This is a genomic window from Paraburkholderia sp. 22098, from assembly GCF_052045935.1.
GTDB classification, from domain to species: domain Bacteria; phylum Pseudomonadota; class Gammaproteobacteria; order Burkholderiales; family Burkholderiaceae; genus Paraburkholderia; species Paraburkholderia caledonica.
In genome coordinates this window covers 74,148-90,554 of sequence record NZ_JBQEPV010000019.1, presented here as the reverse complement: position 1 = coordinate 90,554, position 16,407 = coordinate 74,148, and the positions used below count along the sequence as shown (strand labels likewise).

Here is a 16,407-nt window from a genome sequence, read left to right as displayed (position 1 = left end):
GATGCCCCGATTATACGGACAGCATGTGCTCCACCAGTTCGATCCAGTGCGCGACCGGTGTCGACGTGCCGCTCTGCAGGTGAGAAATACAGCCCACATTCGCGGACACGATCATTTGCGGCTCCTGCGCGTGCAGCCGCTCGAGCTTCTGATCGCGCAACGCATACGAGAGCCTCGGCTGCGTGAGCGAGTAAGTGCCGGCGGAACCGCAGCAAAGGTGGTTGTCGGCGGGCAGGCGCACTTCGACGCCGAGTCGCGTCAGCAGATGTTCCACTGTGCCGCGCACCTGCTGTCCGTGCTGCAACGTGCAGGGCGGATGAAAAGCGACCGTGTGGATCGCGCGGCGGCGCGTGATCGACGCGAGTTGTTCCTCGAAGTCCGGCAGGATCTCGGCAATGTCGCGTGTCAATTCGACGATGCGGCGCGCTTTCTCCGCATACGCCGGGTCATGGCGCAACAGATGCGCGTATTCCTTGACGGTCGCGCCGCAGCCCGATGCGTTCATCACGATCGCCTCGACGCCCTGTTCGACATACGGCCACCATGCGTCGATGTTGGCGCGCATGTCCACGAGCGCTTCGTCGTTATAGCCGAGGTGCAGGCGCACGGCACCGCAGCAGCCGGCGTCGGGCGCGACGAGCGTTTCCACACCGAGCGCATCGAGCACGCGCGCGGTGGCGACGTTGACGTTGGGCATCATCGAAGGTTGCACGCAGCCCGCGAGCATCAGCATCTTGCGCGTGTGTCTTGCGGTCGGCCACTCGAGCGGACGCTGCCGCGCGGGCACCTTGTCGCGCAGTTTTCGCGGCAGCAGCGCCCGGAAATGCTGGCCGAGACGCATGGCCGGTGTGAATAGCGCGCTGTTCGGCACGAAGCTCGCAAGGAATCGGCGCGTAAGACGCTGACCGAGCGGACGCGTCACTTTTTTCTCGGTGATCTTGCGGCCAATCTCTACCAGCTTGCCGTACTGCACGCCGGACGGGCAGGTCGATTCGCAATTGCGGCAAGTAAGGCAGCGGTCGAGGTGAACCTGCGTGCTACGCGTGACTTCGGCGCCTTCCACCATCTGCTTGATCAGATAGATGCGACCGCGCGGGCCGTCGAGTTCGTCGCCGAGCAGTTGATAAGTCGGGCACGTGGCCGTGCAAAAGCCGCAGTGAACGCAATTGCGCAGGATAGCGTCGGCTTCGTCGCCGTCGGGTGTGTTGCGAATGAAGTCCGCGAGATTGGTTTGCATCGCGCGCTCAGAAGTCGGGGTAGAGACGGCCGCGATTGAAGATGCGGGCCGGGTCGAAAGCGGTTTTCAGGCCGCGATGGATTTTCATCAGCGGCGCGGGCAGCGGTGTGAACACCCCGGCTCCGCGGTCATAGCCGTGGCCGGTGCGGAAGATGGTCGCGTGACCGCCGGCTTGCTTCGCGCTGATGCGCACGGTTTGCGCGTCGGTGTCCGTGATCCACCAGCGCTGCGCGCCGCCCCATTCCATCAATTGAGCACCGGGCAATTGAAGCGGCTCGGTGATGGACGGCAGCGCGAGCCGCCACAGCGCGGCTTTCGGCGGAATTGCGGCGAAGAACGTGTCGGTCTGCTCGCGCAGGCCTGCCCAGAAGCGTTCTGCCTCGACCGCATCGACAACCTCGCCGCCCAGCGACGCACGCGCCGACTTGACCGCGCTCTCCGCGCCCGCGAGACGCACGGCAAGCGTGCCGTGACGCCACGCGCTCGCGGTGATCGGCAATGGGCGGCCGCCCCATTCGTTGAGCTTACGGACAGCGTCGGTGCCGTTCACGTCGAACTTGAGCGTGGCTTCGGCCTGCGGCTGCGGCAGCACCTTGACGGAGAGTTCGAGGATGAGCCCCAGCGTGCCGAGCGAGCCCGCCATCAAGCGTGAGACGTCATAGCCGGCGACGTTTTTCACCACCTGGCCGCCGAAATGCAGCGCTTGTCCCTGGCCGTTCATGACGACGGCACCTAGTACGAAGTCGCGCGCCGCACCGGCCGACGGACGGCGCGGGCCGGCGATGCCCGCAGCGATGCAGCCGCCGAACGTGGCTTGCGGTCCGAAGTGCGGCGGCTCGAAAGCGAGCATCTGATGGTGTTCGGCGAGCGCGGCTTCGATTTCGAGTAGCGGCGTGCCGGCGCGCGCGGTGATGACCAGCTCCGCCGGGTCGTAAGCGATGATGCCGCGATAAGCGCGCGTGTCGAGGATCTCGCCTTCCAGCGTCTGACCGTACCAGTCTTTCGTACCGCCGCCGCGAACGCGCAACGCGCGGCCTGCGGCGCTGGCGGAACGCACGCGTTCCGACCACATGGCGACGATGTCGTCCTCTTCCATGATGCCCTGCTTCGTTATGTTTCGATCGATTGTACCGGGCGGGGGCTCGCTGACAACCCGGAGCGGACCCGCATCGGGTAATCAGGGTGGGATGGCGGCAAACGCCGCCGCGGCGGGCTATGCGTATTGCGTGGTGTTAGAAGCGCGGTAGCTCCGGATGCGGCAGCAGACCGCCGCGCACATGCATCTTGCCGTACTCGGCGCACCGCGCTCTCGTGGGAATGCCCTTGTCCGGGTTCAGCAGACCGGGCGGATCGAACGCACGTTTGACCGCGTGAAATGCATCGCGCTCTTCCGGCGAGAATTGCACGCACATCGAGTTGATCTTCTCGATGCCGACGCCATGCTCGCCCGTCACCGTGCCGCCCAGTTCGACGCATGCTTCCAGGATGTCGCAGCCGAACGCCTCGGCTCTGTGCCATTCATCCTGGTCATTGCCGTTAAAGAGAATCAGAGGATGCATGTTGCCGTCGCCCGCATGAAAGACGTTGATGCAACGCAGCGCGTACTTCTTCTCCATCTCCTCGATGCGGGAAAGCAGCGGTCCGATACTGCGGCGCGGCACAGTTCCGTCCATGCAGTAGTAGTCCGGCGAAATCCGGCCCGCAGCCGGAAACGCGTTTTTGCGACCGGACCAGAAGCGCAGCCGCTCGTTTTCCGTGCGCGAAATCTGGATGCGGGTTGCGCCGTGCTCGCGCAGCACCGCGGTCATGCGGACGATTTCGTCGGCGACTTCCTCGGGTGTGCCGTCGGATTCGCACAGCAAGATTGCCGCTGCGTCGAGATCGTAGCCCGCGTGGACGAATTCCTCGACCGCGCGCGTGGCCGGCTTGTCCATCATCTCGAGGCCGGCCGGAATGATGCCCGCGGCAACGATGCCGGCGACCGCATCGCCGCCTTTTACGACGTCGTCGAAACTGGCCATGATGACCTGCGCCGTTTGCGGTTTGGGAATCAGCTTGACGGTGACCTCGGTGACGATCGCGAACATGCCTTCGCTGCCGATCAGCACCGCAAGCAGATCGAGGCCGGGCGCGTCGGGCGCGAGCGAGCCGAATTCGACGATTTCGCCTTCCATTGTCACGGCCCGCACGCGCAGCACGTTGTGCACGGTGAGGCCGTACTTGAGGCAATGCACGCCGCCCGAGTTCTCCGACACGTTGCCGCCGATCGTGCAGGCGATCTGCGACGACGGGTCCGGCGCATAGTACAAACCGTAAGGCGCGGCAGCTTCGGAAATCGACAGATTGCGCACGCCCGGTTGCACCGTGGCGGTTCGCGCGTACGAGTCCACCTCGATGATCTTCCTGAAGCGTGCGAGCGATACCACCACGCCGTGGCGAATCGGCATTGCACCGCCGGACAGGCCCGTGCCCGCGCCGCGCGGCACGATGGGCACCCCGAGACGATGGCAGATCTGCACGATGCGCTGCACTTGCGACTCCGTCTCCGGCAATGCGACGGCGAGCGGCAGACGACGATAGGCGGCGAGGCCGTCGCAGTCGTACGCGACGGTATCTTCGTCGCGATATAGCAGACAGTGGTTCGGCAACACCGCCATCAGCGCCTGCACGACTTCGCGCTGGCGCTGGGCGAGAACCTCTGCTGACAGTTCGGCGGGTGCATTCATGTGAGTCGTCTCCTCCTGTTTCACCCAGCGCTATCCGGCGCTTGCGTGGCGGCCCGTTTGCGGCCGCCGCGGCTCGATAACGCTCAGCCGCGTTCAGTCCTGCCCAATCGTTCCCGGCAACGCGCCTTGAAACGACGCGTCAGGCGGCCCAGCTAAAAATCTTGCCGGGGTTCATCAGATTTTGCGGATCGAGCGCATGTTTGATAGAGCGCATGGTGTCTACTGCAACGTCGCCATGTTCTTCCAGCAGAAAACCCATCTTGTGCAGACCGACTCCATGCTCACCGGTGCAGGTGCCGTCCATGCGCAGCGCGCGCTGCACGATGCGATGGTTCAATCGCTCGGCTTCCGCGAGTTCTTCCGGCTTGTTCGGATCGATCAGGATCGCGACGTGGAAATTGCCGTCGCCGACATGGCCGACAATCGGGCAGGGCAGCGGCGACGCCTTCAAGTCCTGCTCCGTTTCGACGACGCATTCGGCGAGTCGCGAGATCGGCACGCAGACGTCGGTCGTGACGGCGCGGCAACCGGGCTTCAGTTGCAACATGGCGAAATAGGCATTGTGACGCGCGTTCCACAGACGGCTGCGGTCTTCCGGACGGGTCGCCCATTCGAATCCTTCGCCACCGTTCTGCGCGGCAAGTTCCTGCACGAGTTCGGCTTGTTCCTTGACGCTGGCCTCGGTGCCATGGAATTCGAAGAACAGTGTGGGCGCCTCGCGCAGCGTGAGGTTCGAATGCCGGTTAATCGAGCGGATCGCGAGCGCGTCGACGAATTCCACGCGCGCGATCGGCACGCCGATCTGAATTGTTTCGATGACGGCGCGAACCGCGTCGCCCATCGACGGAAATGCGCAGACCGCGGCGGACACGGCCTCCGGCTGCGGATAAAGGCGCACGGTGACTTCGGTGATCACGCCGAGCGTGCCTTCCGAACCGACGAACAGACGCGTGAGGTCGTAGCCTGCGGACGATTTTCGCGCCCGCGTGCCCGTCTTGATCACACGGCCGTCGGCCAGCACCACGGTGAGCCCGAGTACGTTCTCGCGCATCGTGCCGTAGCGCACGGCGTTGGTACCTGACGCACGCGTGGCCGACATGCCGCCGATGCTCGCGTCCGCGCCCGGATCGATCGGGAAAAAGAGGCCGGTGTCGCGTAGCGCTTCGTTCAACTGCTTGCGCGAAATGCCTGGCTCGACGGTGACCGTGAGATCTTCGGCGTTGATGGACAGCACGCGGTTCATTTCGGACAGATCGATCGACACGCCGCCCTGCACCGCAAGCAGATGCCCTTCCAGCGACGAGCCGTTGCCGTACGGAATGATCGGTACGTTGTACTGGCCGCACAGCTTGACGGCGGTCTGCACGTCTTCGGTGTTGCGTGCGAAGACGACGGCGTCGGGCAGTTGGGGATCGAACGGTGATTCGTCGCGGCCGTGGTGTTCGCGTACGGCTTGCGCGATCGACACGCGCTCACCGAAGGCGTTGGTGAGCGCGCTCAGCAATTCGGCAGGGAATGGCCGGCGCAGCGTGGCCGGCGAAACGGAATGATTCACGCATGTCTCCTGTGTCGACCGGCGTTAGTGCTTCAGCACTTACGCCGGTCCCATCAATAATGTGTATTCACGTTAGTGCTTCAGCACTTACGCCGGTCCCATCAATAATGTGTATTCACGTTAGTGCTTCAGCACTTACGCCGGTCCCATCAACGATGTCGACCGTTAGCGCTTAACACTTACGCCGGTCAGCCGCATGAAAAGGTTTGTTAGTAGTTGTCAGGCGAAGCTGCTTTTTGCAGCAGGCACTTCATTTTACGCCGATCGCTTTCTGCCGGGGGTGGGCCGCTTCCATTGCTTCGGAGGCGTCGCGCCGGCTATCGCTCCTATAATGGCGGCGGCTAGTGGCTCCGCGCAACATGGTTAACGCGGTGACAAGACAGAGATAACGCGGCAGATGACGCGCTAACCGATCTGCCGCCACCACAGTGCAAGAAACCGGGACGTTAGTCGGCGACCGATGCGCTATCGACGCGGGCTTCATCATTGAAACGCAGGGAGAAATCATGGGTAACCGTCTGAGCAAGATTGCCACTCGTACCGGCGACGACGGCACCACCGGTCTCGGCGACGGCCGGCGCGTCCGCAAGGACAGCGCGCGCATTGCGGCGATCGGCGACGTCGACGAACTCAATTCGAATCTTGGCGTGCTGCTGTGCGAGCGCCTGCCAGATGACGTGCGAGCGGCGCTGATCTCGATCCAGCACGACTTGTTCGATCTGGGCGGCGAACTTTGCATTCCCGGTCACGCAATGATTACCGACCGCCATCTCGCGCAACTCGACGGCTGGCTTGCCGACTACAACTCTGCGCTTCCGCCGCTGAAGGAGTTCATCTTGCCGGGCGGCTCGCGCGCGGCGTCTCTCGCCCACGTTTGCCGTACGGTTTGCCGCCGCGCCGAACGCTCCATCGTCGCCCTCGGTGACGAGGAGGCCGTCAACGCCGCGCCGCGTCAGTATGTGAACCGTCTGTCGGACCTTCTGTTTGTCCTCGCACGCGTGCTCAATCGCGCTGACGGCGGCGCGGACGTGCTCTGGCAGCACGATCGCGGGCAAAACTAGGCGCACGGCCGCTTTCAGCAGTCGGCAGTGCTCTGCGACAATCTGTCAGAGCAAGTCGCGGCTTAAAGATGTATCGTGTTTGCATCTTTAAGGAGAAGTACAAATGACCGCCCTGACCGCCGAACAGATTGCCCGCGTCAAAGCCACGGTGCCCGTGCTTGCTGAACATGGCACGACCATCACGAAGCACTTCTACAAGCGCATGTTTGCGCATCATCCGGAACTGAAGAATCTGTTCAACCAGACGCATCAGCAAAGCGGCAATCAGCCCGAAACGCTGGCGCGCGCGGTCTATGCGTACGCAGCCAACATCGACAATCTGGGCGCGCTCGGCCCGACTGTCTCGCGGATCGCCAACAAGCACGCGAGCCTGAACATACGGCCCGAGCATTACCCGATTGTGGGCCGCCACCTGCTGGGTGCGATCGTCGACGTGCTCGGCGACGCGGTCGATCAACCCACGCTCGACGCCTGGCAAGTCGCGTATGGTCAGCTCGCGAACATCTTTGTGGGCACCGAGGCGAAGCTGTATGAAGGCGCGGCGTGGAGTGGCTTCCGTCCGTTCAAGGTGGCGCGCAAACAGGTGGAGAGCGACGAAATCACGTCGTTCTATCTGACGCCAGCCGACGGCTCGGCCGCGTGTGATTTCCAACCGGGTCAATACGTGAGCGTGAAACGTTTCGTCGACAAGCTGGGTGTCGATCAGCCGCGTCAGTACAGCTTGTCGGACGCGCCGCATGGCAAGTGGCTGCGCATCTCCGTGAAGCGGGAGGACGGCCGTGAAGACACAGCGCCCGGCCACGTGTCGAATCTGCTGCACGCAGATGTCGAAGCGGGCACCGTCGTGCATGTAAGCGCGCCGATGGGCGACTTCACGCTCGATCGCAAGAAAACCACGCCTGTGGTGCTGATGAGCGGCGGCGTGGGCGTGACGCCCATGACCTCGATGCTGTCAACCATCCTCGCCGACGGCAGCGAGCGGAGCGTGACTTTCGTTCACGCATGCCGCAACGGCCGCGTGCACGCGTTCCGTCAGTGGCTCAACGAGACGGTCGCGTCGCATTCGAACGTGAAGCGCGTGGTGTTCTACGAAGCGATCGGCGAGGGCGACCGGCAGGGCGTCGACTACGATTTCGACGGTCGTCTCGACGTAGCAGGAATTGCCGGTCAGGTCATCGTGCCGGATGCCGACTACTACATCTGCGGACCGGTGCCGTTCATGCGCGCGCAGTGCGATGCACTGGCGGCGCTCGGCGTGGACCCGGCGCGGATTCACACTGAGGTCTTCGGTTCGGGCGTGGTCGAGTGAAACGTAGCCGTGCATGGCAAGCTCCAAAAAGAAGAAGCGAGTCATGCGAGGCAAAGTCCACGTAACGGACGGCTTCGGCCTAACGCAAGTCATGCTGAGAGCGACCATGGCTTGCCATGGTACCGAGGCGGCCCATCCAGCACCACTCATCCGTTTGGCCACCCAAACAAAAAACCCGGCTCGTCGCGCCGGGTTTTTCATCTGCCGATTGCGTCACACGACGCGGCCGAATAGCAATCAATTGCCGCTTCCGCGCGCCACGCGCCGTTGCTTGACGGCGTCGGCGAGACCTTCGAGTACGGCAACGCTTTCGTCCCAGCCGATGCATGCATCGGTCACGCTCTGCCCGTACGTGAGTGCGCAGCCTTCCTGCAAGTCCTGGCGGCCGGCCACCAGATGCGATTCCAGCATCACGCCGATAATTCGTTCGTCACCCGAAGCAACTTGCCGGCCGATGTCCGCGCACACCGGAATCTGGTTCTCATGCTTCTTCGAACTGTTCGCGTGGCTCGCGTCGATCATGAGGCGCGCGGCGAGACCTGATTTGCCGATGTCCGAACACGCCGCGTTGACGCTGTCCGCGTCATAGTTCGGCGTCTTGCCGCCGCGCAGGATGATATGGCAATCCTCGTTGCCCGCCGTCGATACGATCGCCGAGTGACCGCCCTTGGTGACCGACAGGAAATGGTGCGGCTGCGACGCGGCTTTGATCGCGTCGACGGCGATCTTCACATTGCCGTCGGTGCCGTTCTTGAAGCCGACCGGGCACGACAGTCCCGAAGCGAGTTCGCGGTGCACTTGCGACTCGGTGGTCCGCGCGCCGATCGCGCCCCACGAGATCAGATCGGCGATGTACTGCGGGCTGATCATGTCGAGATACTCGGTGGCGGCCGGCAGACCCAGTTCGTTGATGCGTAACAGCAGCTCGCGCGCCGTGCGCAGCCCTTCGTTGATCTTGAAGCTGTTGTCCATATGCGGGTCGTTGATAAGACCCTTCCAGCCGACCGTCGTGCGTGGCTTTTCGAAGTACACGCGCATCACGACTTCGAGTTCGCCCGCGAAGCGCTTGCGCTGTTCGACGAGGCGCCCCGCGTATTCCAGCGCCGCCTTCGTGTCGTGAATCGAGCACGGCCCGACGATCACGATCAAGCGGTCGTCCATGCCGTGCAGAATGCGATGCATGGCGGTGCGTGAGTTGTAGATCAGGTCGGACACCGCTTCGTCGCAGGCAAATTCGCGGATCAGGTGCGCGGGAGGAGTGAGCTCTTTCAATTCGCGAATGCGGACATCGTCGGTGTTGTGCGGGGGCATGTTGTTCTCCTGAATCGGTTCGTAGCGTGTTCGCGCAGGCGGTGCGTGCAAAACATAAAGTTCAAAGACGGAAGGCGAAAAAAAACCGCCAGACTCGCTGGCGGTTTTTCGGGAATTCTCGGTGTTCTACGTGCACTAACACCCCTCTCGATCCGCCAGCGGTCTGAGATACCAGAAAAAGTAAAAATAAAACTTGGCGGACATGGCGAAATGGAGTCGCTGGTCAAAAAGGGTGAGTGACTTTATAACCCGGCTAAGCTCGACTGACAAGCCGTAGCGCGAGAAAATGCGGAAGACCCGCATGATTCATGCAATCGATGCACGAATCATGCAGCGAGTTCAGTTTTAAGCCGTGCCGCCAACCGTCATCCGGTCGATGCGCAACGTCGGCTGCCCGACCCCGACCGGCACGCTCTGGCCTTCTTTGCCGCACACGCCAACGCCTGAATCGAGCTTCATGTCGTTGCCGATCATGCTGACGTATTTCAGCGATTCCGGACCGCTGCCGATCAGCGTCGCGCCCTTGACCGGGTACGTGATCTTGCCGTCTTCGATCATGTACGCCTCGGAGGCCGAGAACACGAACTTCCCGTTGGTGATGTCGACCTGGCCGCCGCCGAAATTCACCGCGTACAAACCGTTTTTCACCGATTCGATGATTTCCTGCGGGTCCTTGTCGCCGTTGAGCATGTACGTGTTGGTCATGCGCGGCATGGGCAGCGCCGCGTACGACTCACGGCGTGCATTGCCCGTGACCGGCATCTTCATCAGACGCGCGTTGAGCGTGTCCTGAATATAGCCCTTGAGAATGCCGTCTTCGATCAGCGTCGTGCACTGCGTCGGATTGCCTTCGTCGTCTATGTTGAGCGAGCCGCGCCGGTTCGGCAGCGTGCCGTCGTCGACGACGGTCACGCCCTTGGCCGCGACCTGCTCGCCGATGCGTCCCGCGAACGCCGACGATCCCTTGCGATTGAAGTCGCCTTCCAGACCGTGGCCGATCGCTTCGTGCAGCAACACGCCGGGCCAGCCCGGTCCGAGCACGACAGTCATCGCGCCGGCCGGAGCCGGGCGCGCTTCGAGGTTCACGAGCGCTGCGTGCACCGCGTCGTCGACGTAACGCGACAGCACTTCGTCGGTGAAGTAGCTGTAGTCGAAGCGGCCACCGCCGCCGCCGCTGCCGATCTCGCGGCGACCGTTCTGCTCGGCGATCACCGTGACCGACACCCGCACGAGCGGACGGATATCCGCGGCGAACCCACCGTCGCTGCGCGCGACCAGCACGACGTCGTATTCACCGGCGAGGCCCGCCATGACTTGCTGGATGCGCCGGTCGCGACCGCGCGCCATGTGTTCGATGCGTTCGAGCAGCTTGACCTTTGCGGTCGCGTCGAGCGAATGCAGAGGATCGGCGGGCAGGTACAGATCGCGCCCGGCAATGCCGGTCAACGACGACGCTACCTTGATCTTCTGCTTGCCGCCGCCGGCCTTGGCAATTGCACGCGTGGCAATGGCCGCCTGGCGGATTGCTTCGGGCGACAGGTCGTCCGAATACGCGAAAGCCGTGCGGTCGCCCGACACGGCACGCACGCCGACGCCCTGGTCGATGCTGAAACTGCCCGACTTCACGATGCCTTCTTCCAGACTCCATGCTTCGCTGCGGGTTGCCTGGAAGTACAGGTCCGCGTAGTCGACGCGATGCGTGAAGATCTCAGCCAGCGTGCGGGTGAGCAGGGACTCGTCGAGACCGTAGGGCGTCAGGAGGATGTCCTTGGCGGTGGCGAGATTACGGATACCGGGTTCGATGATATTCATGCGAAGTATGTTCTGCTCGATACGAAGGATTCGGTTAGCGCCACCAACACTATATGGGTGAGGGGCGCCGCAGTTTCAATGTCAATGAGTCTAGCTCAGCACCCGGTGACGCCAGGCGGGCAGGCTCTGCCGCACTTCGTCGATACGCGTGCGCTCCAGCGTGCCGGCGACCACGCCGGCGCCTTCGTCACGCACTGCCACGATTTCGCCCCACGGGTCGATCAACATGCTGTGGCCCCACGTACGGCGGCCATTCTCGTGCTTGCCGCCTTGCGCCGCAGCCAGCACATAGCACTGGTTTTCGACGGCGCGGGCGCGTAGCAGCATCTCCCAATGCGCGCGGCCGGTCGTGTAGGTAAACGCCGATGGCACCACGATCAGCGCGCAATCGCCCATGCGCCGGTACAGCTCGGGAAAGCGCAAATCGTAGCAGACCGACAGACCGACACGGCCGAAGGGCGACTGGAAGGTGCGGACCTCGTCACCGGGGCAGATGGTGCGCGCCTCGTCGAACGATTCCTCGCCTTTTTCGAAGTTGAACAGATGAATCTTGTCGTAGCGGGCCGCCTCGTGTCCTTGCGGGTCGAATACGAGTGTGGTGTTCAACACTCGCGACGGTTCGGGCGCCGTGACCGGCAGCGTGCCGCCGATCACCCACAGCTTGTGACGGCGCGCGGCATCCGCGAGAAAGCGCTGAATCGGGCCGTCGCGGTAAGCCTCGCGCACGGCGAGCTTGTCCGTGTCCTTGAAGCCCATGAAGCAGAAGTATTCCGGCAGGAGGACCAGCTGCGCGCCATCGGCCGCGGCTTCAGCAATCAGGCGCTCGGCGTCGGCCAGATTTCGATCGCGATCCGGCGTGCTCACCATCTGCAGCGCCGCGACGCGGAACGTGCTCTGTGTGCCGTTTGCCTGCCCAAGCTGTGAATCGCCAGGTGCTGCGGCCGACAAAGCAGGGGACGAAGATGAAGAGACGTGTGTTTCGCTCATGAGCGTTTCGAGAAACTCCCGGCAAAGGCGGCGGCGCGAAATGGTGGCGCCGCGTACGTCGTTTGTAGCTGGCTCGGGCACTCCGTAACCCACCGACAGCGTCGAATCCGCCGCCGACTTGAAGCTCGAGCCAACGCTTCAACCGAAGACACTTACTGCGCGACCGCGGTCGAAGCTGGAGCGTCCATCTTACCCCGATCGTTCTTGACCCGCTCGATGTGCGGTTTCGACCACGAGCCGGTGATCGCGTACTCCCGCGCGAACGCGTGCGAGATCGACTGGCTGAACGCCAGATCCGCCACCAGCGCGCCCAGGCCGAGCAATGGATTGATTACCGCGGCCGCGACGACCGCTGCGCCGGCGCTCACCGTCGGCACGATCTGGACATGCAGATCCTGCGTTTCCTGAGCCAGATCGACGGAGCCTTTCATTTCGGCGCGGGCCGGCGCGGTCACCATTTCGAAGTTATCGGTGTGGCCGATGCCGTTGTGAATCTGCGCGGTTCCCGTGACGTGCTCGAACGGCAGACCTTCGCCGATCACGTCGCGAAAGTTCAGCGTCGCGAAGCGCGCCAGGCTCTGCAGACTGAGCACGCCGAGCAGCTTGGCGACGCCCGGATCGACCTTGAGAATCTGGCCGTGACGGAGATCCACGGCCATGTTGCCGTTTAGCGTCGGGTAGTCGATCGCGGTCGGGCCACCGCGCCACACCATCTTGCCCGATAGCGTGCCGCTGCCCGCCTTCAGCGTGCGCGGCTGGCCGAAGCGCTGGAGCAATCCGCCCGCGTCCTTGATGTCGAGCTTGAAATCGAACACGGTGCGCCGCGACGTGGTGTCGTCGGCGGAGTTGGCCAGTTCCGCCGACGTGCGCCAGTTCGCCGTCGCGGTGAGCGTCGCCGAGGGGTTTGCAATGTCCAGCTTGTCGAGTTGCCAGACGGGCACGCCGTCTTCGTTGAAATTGTGCGCCAGCACTTCGAGCCGGCCGATATCGCGGTCGCGCACGATCAGTTCGTTCACGACCAGATCGATCGACGGCATGTTCTGCGCTGGAGCAGAGATAGCTTGACCGAGCAGATCCTTGTCGGCCACCGACGGAATCACGACGCGCGCAAAGCGCGCCTGCAGCGTGCCCGGCGACGCCTTGTCGGCGCCCGGCAGCCACGAAACGTGACCCGACACCTGATTGGACGCGATATTCGCCTGCCATTTGCCGTCCGCGTGCGAAGCGCCGACGATCACGCTGTCCCAATGGCGTTTGAGCAGCGTCAAGGTGCCGATGTGGAGCGCGAAGCGGCTCGGCAGGAATTGCGCGACAGTCGGGTTGGGGGTGGAAGGCGTGGCCGATGCAGCGGGCGCTTCCTTATTGCGCATCTGTGTAACGAGCGCGCGCCATGCGTCGGCATCGAATGCTTCGAGGTCGACCGCGGCGATTACCCCTTCCGAAGGCAGGTCGGCCGGCCGGTTCACGCCGATTGCGCCGCGCAGCACCGTCGGCGGGCTTTTCGGCTTGTAGTCCAGCAAGTAGCGCGCGGCGATCGGACCGAAGTTGAGTTCCGCGCGCTCCAGCCCGCTTTCGCCGGCAACCGTGGACGGCCCGGCGGCGAGCCGTAGCGGCATCGGTGCGCCGACCGGCTTGTTGAACGGCGCCGGAAAGTCGAGCGCGAGGCCGGTCAGGTCCGAGTTCATGGTGAGTTGCGGCAGCCTGCCTTTTGCGCCGCTCACATTGAGCGCGTAAGGGGCGCTGCCGCTCATGCGCGAGAGCACCTGAGCCGCCGGACCATGCAGGCCGAGACCGCGCGCCGCATCGACGGCAAGATGGCCGTCCAGGTCGAGCGCGTACGTGCCGTCCTGCTTCAGTCCGCCGCTTGCCCGCAAGTCGCCGCCAAGAAACTGCGCGGTGAGCCGGTCGGTCTGCGCGCTGCGTTCAGTAAAGTGCACTTTGCCCCTTACCTGCGACAGCGGCGGCACGTTTTCTACCGTCAGTCGATTATTCTCGAAGCCAATCGCGCCTTCCACGCCGATATGCGGCTTGGGCGTGCGCGGCACCGTCAGCTTCAACGCGAGCGAGGCCGGCCCTTCGGCGTGGATCTTCTCGGTCTGGTGCCGCGCCATGATGCCGAGCGAGCTTTCGTTCACGTAGTCGAGCATGTCGGCGAGCGGCCCGAGCCCGTCGCCCTTGATCACGAGGTTCGACTCGCGCGTGCCGAGGTCCTCGATTCTGCCGTTCACGCCATGCAGCGCCACGCGTTTATAGCGTGCGCGGTCGATGTCGAAGCGCAACATCTTCTCTTTGAGTTCGAACACGCCGTCGATGCCGTCGAGCGGCGGCCACACGTTCGGCGTGCCGTTCCTCATCTTGCGCGGCGGGTATGGCGAAGGATCGAATTTGCCGCCCTTGAACGGCGCGACAATGTGAAAGACGCCCGCGTCGGGATCGCGCGAGTAGGGGAATTTCGTCAGATCGCCATGTATCTCGATCGTCGCGCCGCGCGACATGCCGGCCTGCAAGCCGTGACCGAGATAGATGCGCAGCTTTTCGCTGATGCTGGTCGGAAGATAGCGGGCGATGCGCGAGACCTGCGCGCGCTCGAAGTCCGCTTTCAGATCAAGCGAGCCGCGGCCGTGGCCGGGGTTGCTGTAGTCGGCGGTGGCGCTCGCCGCGACGTCTGCATTCGAGACGCCGAAATCGGCCAGTTTCACTGTGAACGCCGGGTGGTTGTCGCCGGGTGCTTTCTTGCCGATGGTCCAGTCGGCGCGACCGTGCAGATGGTCGAGCTTGAGGCGCGGATCGTCGAAGACGCCTGGCAGCGTGATCGCCACGTTGGACGTGTCGAGCAAAGCCGTACCGTGACGTTGATCGGCGTCGACAGTGCCCCAAAGATTCTCGATACCCGGAATGCCCGCACGCGGGTGATTGCGCGCGGTGAGCCCAGGCGGCGGTTCTTGTGCAGCGAAGCTGATGCCTTGCAGATCGCCCTTGAAGCGATAACGCTCGACTGGCTCGGCGCCTGTCGCGTGACGGTCGCCGCCAGGCTCGCCCGATTCCGGCTTGCCGCGTTCCACTTCGATCAGATAGTTGGCAACGATGCCGCGCGGGTTGAACCGCACCAGCCCGTTCAGAAGGGGCCGCGGCAGCGGCAACGCGCGGCTGAATTCCGCGAGAATGCCCAGGTCCACGCGGTCGCCCGACACGCTCATGAGCTGTCCGTTTTGCTGCGAAGCTTTGCGATAGCGTCCGTCGAGCGTGTTGAACGTCAGTGTGCGCGTAAGCGGCGTGCCGTCGTCGAGCGGCGGCTGGCCGAGTTCGGCGCGCATGTCACTCAGTTGAAGCTTGTAGTCGCCCTGATCGGCTTCCATGCGCCACCCGAAATGGGCGACCGGCACAAGCAGCTTCGGCTGCGTGGGCCGCACGCGTAACGCGACATCTGCGCCGGCCATCTGGCCGCTGGCCGACTTCATGCGGCCGTCGGCGAAATCGACCCAGATTGCGTTGTCGATGCGGCCGGCGAACGTTTCAATCGGGAACCTGACGTAACGCGCAAGCGTCGGCAGATCGACCGGCCCCGTCGACACATAGGCCTGTCCCTTCCAGTTAATCGGCTTGCCGATCGCCGCGAGCGGCGCGTGCCGGAAATGCGTGCGGAAATCGATCGGGCCGTGTAGCAACCGGCCGTCCGGCGGCGCCTGCAGCGCAAGACGGTGATCGTAGCCGTCGTTCAAAATCGCTATGCGGATGTCGCGCAGCGCGAGTTCCGGTTCGTCACGCTGGACGTCGCGCCAGCGCAGCACACCACCGCGCACGACGATCGCCTGTTGTCGCACGAGCCAGGTCGACAACGTATCGTTGCCGCTGTGACGTGTTGGCACCGGCACGCCGGCGACCGACAGTTCTCCGTCGCCGCCGCGCGCAATCAGCACATCCGGTTGATCGACGATCAGGCTGGAGAGCGTCGGATAGAACTGCCAGAGCGAGCGCCACGACAAGCTCGCGGTGGCGTGCGGTATGGTGAGCGCGGGTTTGCCTTCACGATCTCGAATCACCAGGTTAGTGATGTCGAGCCCTGGCTGGAACCCGCTCCAATGCGGCGCCAGCTTGCCGATGGTGAACTGCGCGTGCAGCTTTTCGGAGACGGCGGCTTCAATGCGCGGGCGGAAAGCGTCGGCGCGCGGCAACACCACATAGCGCAAGCCGAGGTACAGTCCCGCCGCGATGAAATAGAGGACGAGCGCCAGCGCCAGAACGACGTGAAGAGTCCGGCGCAGCACGACGTGGTCGCTTCCGCTCAGAGGCCGGGCCTGCCCGGTTTCCTGCGGGTCGGCGGATTCGTTTCGCTCGGACATGCTGCGGCGGGTGGGCGTATGGTAGTTTTGCGATTTAACGACGAAATGTAACACACGGGAAAGCGTCGG

10 protein-coding genes are annotated in these 16,407 nt (G+C 63.6%); 2 read left to right on the top strand and 8 right to left on the bottom strand.

Annotated features, from left to right (window positions below; translation table 11 throughout):
- Positions 1 to 10: 10 nt before the first annotated feature.
- The 4 genes from glcF to ACTJLB_RS29180 form a co-directional block, all read right to left on the bottom strand.
- Positions 11 to 1,237, bottom strand: a complete 1,227-nt coding sequence (glcF, locus tag ACTJLB_RS29195) for a glycolate oxidase subunit GlcF (protein WP_020069691.1) — start codon at positions 1,235 to 1,237, stop codon at positions 11 to 13.
- A gap of 7 nt (positions 1,238 to 1,244) precedes the next feature.
- Positions 1,245 to 2,333: a glycolate oxidase subunit GlcE gene (gene glcE / locus ACTJLB_RS29190; protein ID WP_020069692.1), complete on the bottom strand. Its 1,089-nt coding sequence runs from the start codon at positions 2,331 to 2,333 to the stop codon at positions 1,245 to 1,247.
- Positions 2,334 to 2,469: 136 nt separating this feature from the next.
- Entirely contained in the window at positions 2,470 to 3,963 is a 1,494-nt protein-coding gene (locus tag ACTJLB_RS29185; protein ID WP_020069693.1) for an FAD-linked oxidase C-terminal domain-containing protein, read from the bottom strand.
- Positions 3,964 to 4,102: 139 nt separating this feature from the next.
- The gene (locus ACTJLB_RS29180; RefSeq protein WP_310354182.1) at positions 4,103 to 5,518 is read right to left on the bottom strand and encodes an FAD-linked oxidase C-terminal domain-containing protein; all 1,416 of its coding nucleotides are present in this window, start codon (positions 5,516 to 5,518) and stop codon (positions 4,103 to 4,105) included.
- 506 nt (positions 5,519 to 6,024) lie between these two features.
- Between ACTJLB_RS29180 and ACTJLB_RS29175 the strand changes: the two genes are divergently transcribed.
- Together ACTJLB_RS29175 and hmpA are read left to right on the top strand one after the other, a co-directional pair.
- The gene (locus ACTJLB_RS29175; RefSeq protein ID WP_440785317.1) at positions 6,025 to 6,579 is read left to right on the top strand and encodes a cob(I)yrinic acid a,c-diamide adenosyltransferase; all 555 of its coding nucleotides are present in this window, start codon (positions 6,025 to 6,027) and stop codon (positions 6,577 to 6,579) included.
- A gap of 103 nt (positions 6,580 to 6,682) precedes the next feature.
- Entirely contained in the window at positions 6,683 to 7,888 is a 1,206-nt protein-coding gene (gene hmpA, locus ACTJLB_RS29170; RefSeq protein WP_440785316.1) for an NO-inducible flavohemoprotein, read from the top strand.
- Between the two features lie 237 nt (positions 7,889 to 8,125).
- On the opposite strand, the gene aroG is transcribed toward hmpA, so the two are convergent.
- The 4 genes from aroG to ACTJLB_RS29150 form a co-directional block, all read right to left on the bottom strand.
- Entirely contained in the window at positions 8,126 to 9,199 is a 1,074-nt protein-coding gene (aroG, locus tag ACTJLB_RS29165; RefSeq protein ID WP_020069697.1) for a 3-deoxy-7-phosphoheptulonate synthase AroG, read from the bottom strand.
- 345 nt (positions 9,200 to 9,544) lie between these two features.
- Positions 9,545 to 11,011: a metalloprotease TldD gene (tldD, locus tag ACTJLB_RS29160; RefSeq protein ID WP_088173110.1), complete on the bottom strand. Its 1,467-nt coding sequence runs from the start codon at positions 11,009 to 11,011 to the stop codon at positions 9,545 to 9,547.
- Between the two features lie 90 nt (positions 11,012 to 11,101).
- The gene (locus ACTJLB_RS29155) at positions 11,102 to 11,878 is read right to left on the bottom strand and encodes a carbon-nitrogen hydrolase family protein (RefSeq protein WP_374726832.1); all 777 of its coding nucleotides are present in this window, start codon (positions 11,876 to 11,878) and stop codon (positions 11,102 to 11,104) included.
- A 272-nt stretch (positions 11,879 to 12,150) separates the two neighbouring features.
- Positions 12,151 to 16,338 (bottom strand): YhdP family protein, encoded by a 4,188-nt coding sequence (locus ACTJLB_RS29150; RefSeq protein WP_440785315.1) that lies wholly within the window; start codon positions 16,336 to 16,338, stop codon positions 12,151 to 12,153.
- Positions 16,339 to 16,407: the final 69 nt, after the last annotated feature.